Consider the following 6,355-nt stretch of genomic DNA (forward strand, 5'->3'; position numbering starts at 1 on the left):
ACCGCTCTTCCGATCTGTCCTAATCGATCCAGTGCCCCCGCGTAAATGAGTTTTTCTATCACTCGTTTATTGACACGCTTTAAATCAATACGCGCACAGAAATCAAATAAGTCTTTGAAGTGGCCGCCGTTGTTTCTTGCTTCTAAAATCGCTTCAATCGGTCCTTCACCAACACCTTTGATTGCGCCGATTCCATACACAATCGCACCGGTTTCATCCACATTAAATCGGTATAGCCCCGCGTTAATGTCCGGTGGCAGTAACCTGAGCTTCATGCGGATACATTCGTCAACCAAGCCGATCACTTTCTCGGTGTTGTCCATATCTGCCGTCATTACCGCCGCCATGAACTCGGCTGGATAGTGCGTTTTAAGCCACAATGTTTGATAAGAAACCAGAGCATAAGCGGCAGAGTGAGATTTGTTAAACCCGTAGCCTGCAAATTTTTCTACTAGGTCAAAAATCTTCATCGATAGTTCACCATCGACACCGTTTGCTATAGAGCCTTCTTTAAAGATGCTACGCTGCTTGGCCATCTCTTCTGGCTTTTTCTTACCCATTGCACGACGCAGCATATCGGCTCCGCCAAGCGTATAGCCAGCGAGGATCTGTGCAATCTGCATGACCTGTTCTTGATACAGGATGATGCCGTAAGTAGGCTCTAGTGTCTCTTTTAGCGATTCGTGTTGCCACGTTTCATCTGGGTACGACACGGCCTCGCGACCATGCTTACGGTCGATAAAGTTATCTACCATGCCTGATTGCAACGGACCCGGGCGGAACAAGGCAACCAATGCGATAATGTCTTCAAAACAGTCAGGTTGAAGTCGTTTGATCAAGTCTTTCATGCCACGGGATTCCAGCTGGAATACCGCCGTTGTTTCAGAGTTTTGTAACAGGTTAAATGAGGCTTGGTCGTCGAGTGGAATAGACTCAATTCGAATCGGATCTTTGCCTTCTTTGGCTAAACGTGGATTCACGAGCCCTAGCGCCCAGTCAATGATCGTTAACGTTCGAAGCCCTAAGAAATCGAATTTAACTAAACCCGCAGTTTCGACATCATTCTTATCAAACTGGGTAACCGGAAAATTCCCTTCCGAATCACAATACAGAGGTGCGAAGTCAGTAATGGTGGTTGGCGAGATAACCACACCACCAGCGTGCTTACCTGCGTTTCGGGTACACCCTTCTAAAATTCGGCACTTATCGATGAGCTCTTTAACTTCATCATCGTTGTTATAAAGCTCAGGCAGCGCAGGCTCAGCATCAAATGCTTTTGCCAATGTCATGCCTGGATCTGGCGGAATCAACTTAGAGAGACGGTCGACAAAGCCAAACGGATGACCAAGGACTCGCCCTACATCTCGAATAACCGCCTTTGCAGCCATGGTTCCAAACGTAATGATTTGGGATACCGCATCACGGCCATACATTTCTGCTACATGGTCAATCACCTGATCACGTTTATCCATACAAAAGTCGATATCGAAATCGGGCATGGAAACACGTTCTGGGTTTAAGAAACGTTCGAAAAGTAAATCGTATTCAAGTGGATCGAGATCGGTGATATCAAGCGCGTATGCCACTAAAGAACCCGCACCAGAGCCTCGCCCAGGCCCCACAGGAACATCGTTATCTTTGGACCACTGAATAAATTCCATAACGATAAGGAAGTAGCCTGGGAAACCCATGTTATTAATAACTTCGAGCTCTATGGCTAAACGTTCATCGTATTCAGGGCGTTTTTGTGCGCGAATTTCTTCATCGGGAAATAAAAATGCTAAACGTCTTTCTAATCCTTCCTGAGATTTTTTGATCAAGAAGTCTTCGATTTTTAAACCTTCGGTTGGGAAATTAGGTAGAAAATACTCTCCTAAACGAACGGTAACATTACAGCGCTTGGCAATTTCTACGCTGTTTTGCAGTGCTTCTGGTATATCAGCGAACAGCTCGCACATTTCCTCTTCAGTACGCAAATATTGCTGTGCACTGTAATTTTTCGGACGCCTTGGGTCTTCTAGCGTAAAGCCGTCGTGAATCGCAACGCGTATTTCATGGGCTTCAAAAAGGTCTTCGGTTAAAAACACCACTTCATTGGTCGCAACAACTGGAAGATCTCGCTGTTCCGCTAGTTCTACGGCAAAGTGCAAATAGGTCTCTTCATCCACACGACCTGTTCGTATCAGCTCTAAATAGAAGCGATCAGCAAAATGTGTTTTATAAAAGGCAACACACTCTTCGACAAGTTCGTTGTTGCCTTTCAACAAGGCTTTACCAATATCACCATGTTTACCGCCAGAGAGAATAATTAGCCCTTCGGACAGCTCAATGAGCCACTCTTTATCAATAACGGTCTGGTGAAGTACTTGCCCACGAAGATAAGCTTTTGAGATAAGCAGTGTGAGGTTTTTATAACCAATATTACTGGACGCGAGAATGGTCAGCTTAGAAAACTCATCACCAAATTCTTTCGATCGAACCGAGAAATCCGCACCAATGATCGGTTTAATCCCGCAGTTATGAGCGGTTCCATAAAACTTAACCAAACCACACAAGTTGGTAAAATCGGTCAGAGCCATAGCAGGCATGCCCATTTCAGCGACTTTCTTTACCAACGGTGGGACTTTGGATAAGCCATCGACCATGGAGTAGTCACTGTGAACACGAAGATGAATAAACTTGGGATCTGACATGGATGGTTTCCTAAGCGGCATCGCTCTGTTTTAATGCCGCTAATATCATATTAAGTAGAAGCTTTCGCTATTTTACGCCATTGACGAGAGGAATAAAGGGGCTGACTACTTTAATCCCAAAACTCTTTTTACAGGTTTGAAGCTTTTACGGTGTTCTTCAATCACGCCAAACTCTTCAATCGCCGCAAAGTGCGCTTTTGTCGGGTATCCTTTGTGTTTCGCAAAGCCAAACTGTGGATATATTTTATCTAAGGCTTCCATTTCTTGGTCGCGTACCACTTTGGCAATAATTGATGCAGCGCTAATTTCGGCCACGCGTAAATCGCCTTTGACCACAGCTTGCGCGTCCATATCGAGTTGAGGCACTTTATTCCCATCAATAAGCGTGAGGTCAGGTTTGATGGCGAGTCCTGCTACCGCTCTTTGCATCGCCACCATAGTGGCCTGTAAGATATTCAGTTCATCAATTTCTTTTGGCGAGCAGCGCCCCACTGACCAAGCCAACGCTTTTTGTTTAATTTCAGGTAACAGTGCTAAGCGTTTTTTCTCAGATAATTTCTTAGAGTCGTTTAATCCTGCAATGGGATTATTAGGGTCAAGAATAACCGCAGCTGTGACGACATCGCCGACCAACGGGCCTCGCCCAACTTCATCGACCCCAGCAACCAATTGATAACCCATAGGGTATTCGAATGGAGGAAGTGCTGTTTTTACTGCTTTATTTACCGCCATAACCCGACCTTACTGTTTCTCTATCAACTTTAACACTGCCGCTGCTGCTTGCTGATCGGCATCTTTTTGGATCCACTGGTGCATTTCAGTGAACGTATTCATCAGTTCAGAATTATCACTTTCGATCACCTTCTCCATCGCGGGGAAGAGAAAATCGGGGTGGCATTCTTCTTGAATAAATTCTTTGACTAATTCTTTGCCCGCCAACACATTAGGCAGCGAGACAAATTCGGTAATCGATAGCTTTTGAGCAATCCACCCGGTTAATTTATTGACTTGGTAACCCACCACCATCGGGCGTTTCACCAACATACATTCCAGAGCAACTGTCCCTGAAGCAAGCAATACCGCATCAGCAGCGGTCATCACATTACGTGCGGTATCTTCAATAATGACAAATTCAAGTTCAGGAGCAGTAGCCTGCCAAATACGTTCAAACTGCTCACGGCGCTTTTTATTGACCGCGGCGACCACAAACCCCATATCGGGGTATTTTTTGTGGACTCTCTGACAAGTTTCAATAAATGGTTTGGCAATTAGGGCGACTTCTCCACCACGGCTTCCAGGAAGAACCGCAAGCCACTTTCTGTCTTGCTCCAACTGTAACAACGATCTGGCTTGAGCTTTATCACTCACAAGCGGGATAGCGTCAGCCAGTGTGTGCCCAATGAATTCACAAGCCACATTGTATTTATCATAAAACGCTTTTTCAAAAGGCAAAAATGCTAACACCAGATCCGTTGCTGCATCAATTTTGAAGATACGCTTTGGTCGCCAGGCCCAAACGGAAGGGCTGACATAGTGGACCGTTTTTATTCCAGCGTCTTTCAGTGTTTTTTCTAACCTTAGATTGAAATCAGGGGCATCTATTCCAACAAAAACATCCACTGGATTTTGGATAAAATACTTAACCAGTTCCTTTTTCACATGAAGTAATCGCGGTAAGCGGCCAAGCACTTCAACCAACCCCATCACGGCAAGCTCTTCCATTTCAAACAAAGATTCACAACCTTGAGCCATCATTTTGGGACCGCCAATACCGACAAATTCTGCGTCAGGATACTGGGATTTTATAGACCGAATAAACCCTTCGCCTAGCGTATCCCCCGACAGTTCGCCAGCAACGATGCCGATTCTTAAGGGCTTGTTAGTTTGTTTCGTCATTTATGTGGCACCTTTTGTTTGGAGGTATTTTTAGGAACGGGGGTAGCTTGTTTCATTGGTTTTTAAAAACGGTAGTTTTATTGGCACTTAAAATAAAAAAGATCGCTGAATTTAGCGATCTTTTCTTAATATGCTTAACGCAATTATCGAATGATACCGCGTTCCGAACTCTCAAGCATATCGATCATCGGCTTGATTGATGGGAACTCTGCCGCCATTTCAAGCAATACTGGTTTCGCTTCTTCTAGCGTTTTACCTGCTCGGTAGATTTCCTTATACGCTTTTTGCAGTGCTCTGATCTCTGTTCTTTCAAAACCATTACGCTTCAAACCGACTAGGTTCAAGCCAAATGGCGTTGCGTGGTTTCCTTGTGCAAGCACATATGGAAGCACATCTTGCACAACAGCGGAACATCCCCCCACGTAAGAGTACGCACCGACAGAGCAGAAAGGATGGATAGCCGATAAAGCCATCACGCCAGCATGGTCACCAACGGTAACATGACCACCTAAAATGGCGTTGTTACCGATGTGAGTGTGGTTACCAACGATGACATCATGGGCAATATGCGCATTAACACACAGTAGGTTATCGTCACCAATCACTGTGGTCGCTTTATCTTGCGTGGTACCACGGTGAATCTGAACACTTTCACGAATCACATTTCGGTCACCAACAACCACCGTTGTCGCCTCACCACCGTACTTTTTATCTTGATTCTCTTCACCAATAATGGCGTAAGGGAAGATACGATTATCTTTACCGATTGTCGTATTACCTTTGATCACGATGTGCGACATGATTTCAGTGTTCTCACCAATGACAACGTTTCCTGAAATATAGGTAAACGGCCCCACGGTCACATTGGCTTCGATTGTTACTTCACCCTCAATAACCGCTGATGGATGAATTTTTGCAGTTTCATGAATCATATTAGAACTCTCGGCGAGCACATTTTAGCTCAGCAGAACAGACCACGACACCATCGACAGTCGCTACACCATTAAAGGCAGCAATACCGCGACGCTCTTTAATAAATTCAACTTTGATCACCATTTGATCACCGGGAACAACGGGTTTACGGAATTTCGCTTTATCAACACTCGCAAAGTAGTAAAGCTCGTTATCAGCTGGCGCACCAAACGATTTGAAACCCAATAGGCCCGTGGCTTGTGCCATGGCTTCTAGAATCAACACACCAGGGAATACAGGCAGCTGTGGAAAATGACCGGTGAACTGTGGCTCGTTTACTGATACATTTTTAATCGCCGTTAAGTGTTTAGCTTCTTCATAATCCGTCACACGGTCAATGAGTAAGAATGGGTAGCGATGAGGAAGTAACTCCTGAATTTCAGTAATGTTCATCGTTTTATTTTCAGTAGTCAAAGTCATATTCCTATTTCGTAAAACTTTAAAATTATTTGCTCAATATAATAGACGAAAAAGACTCGCTTTTCGCGAGCCTTTTGCTAGAAAGATGGAATTAGGATTCCGCTTTCGGTTCCAATTGTTTCTCGACAGCCTTCAAACGTTTGTTCATCTCATCAATGCGGTGAACACGCGTGGCCGTTTTTCGCCACTCACGATTAGGCTGTAATGGAATGCCTGAAGAGTACATGCCTTTTTCAGAAATGCCTCTCATCACCATGCCCATACCGGTGATAGTGACCCCATCAACGATTTCAATATGCCCGTTGATAACCGTTCCGCCACCAATGATGCAATATTTACCTATGGTTGTACTGCCAGCGACAATCGTACCACCC

At 44.8% G+C, this 6,355-nt stretch carries 5 protein-coding genes and 1 pseudogene; all 6 read right to left on the bottom strand.

What is annotated here, in order from left to right:
* On the bottom strand, positions 1–2,693 hold a 2,693-nt coding region (gene dnaE, locus ACP45E_RS13370; protein ID WP_069585096.1), incomplete at its 3' end, for a DNA polymerase III subunit alpha.
* 105 nt (positions 2,694–2,798) lie between these two features.
* Entirely contained in the window at positions 2,799–3,425 is a 627-nt protein-coding gene (rnhB, locus tag ACP45E_RS13375; protein WP_017038734.1) for a ribonuclease HII, read from the bottom strand.
* Positions 3,426–3,434: 9 nt separating this feature from the next.
* A complete protein-coding gene (lpxB, locus tag ACP45E_RS13380; protein ID WP_017038733.1) occupies positions 3,435–4,589 on the bottom strand; it encodes a lipid-A-disaccharide synthase in 1,155 nt (384 codons plus the stop codon).
* A gap of 143 nt (positions 4,590–4,732) precedes the next feature.
* Positions 4,733–5,521, bottom strand: coding sequence for an acyl-ACP--UDP-N-acetylglucosamine O-acyltransferase (gene lpxA, locus ACP45E_RS13385; protein ID WP_017035076.1), 789 nt, complete (start codon positions 5,519–5,521; stop codon positions 4,733–4,735).
* A 1-nt stretch (position 5,522) separates the two neighbouring features.
* A complete protein-coding gene (gene fabZ, locus ACP45E_RS13390; protein WP_026026737.1) occupies positions 5,523–5,975 on the bottom strand; it encodes a 3-hydroxyacyl-ACP dehydratase FabZ in 453 nt (150 codons plus the stop codon).
* 97 nt (positions 5,976–6,072) lie between these two features.
* A pseudogene (locus tag ACP45E_RS13395) lies at positions 6,073–6,355 on the bottom strand (UDP-3-O-(3-hydroxymyristoyl)glucosamine N-acyltransferase); the annotation flags it as partial.

Origin of the sequence: Vibrio genomosp. F10 str. 9ZD137, from assembly GCF_049974785.1 — a bacterium.
In the GTDB taxonomy this organism is placed as follows: domain Bacteria; phylum Pseudomonadota; class Gammaproteobacteria; order Enterobacterales; family Vibrionaceae; genus Vibrio.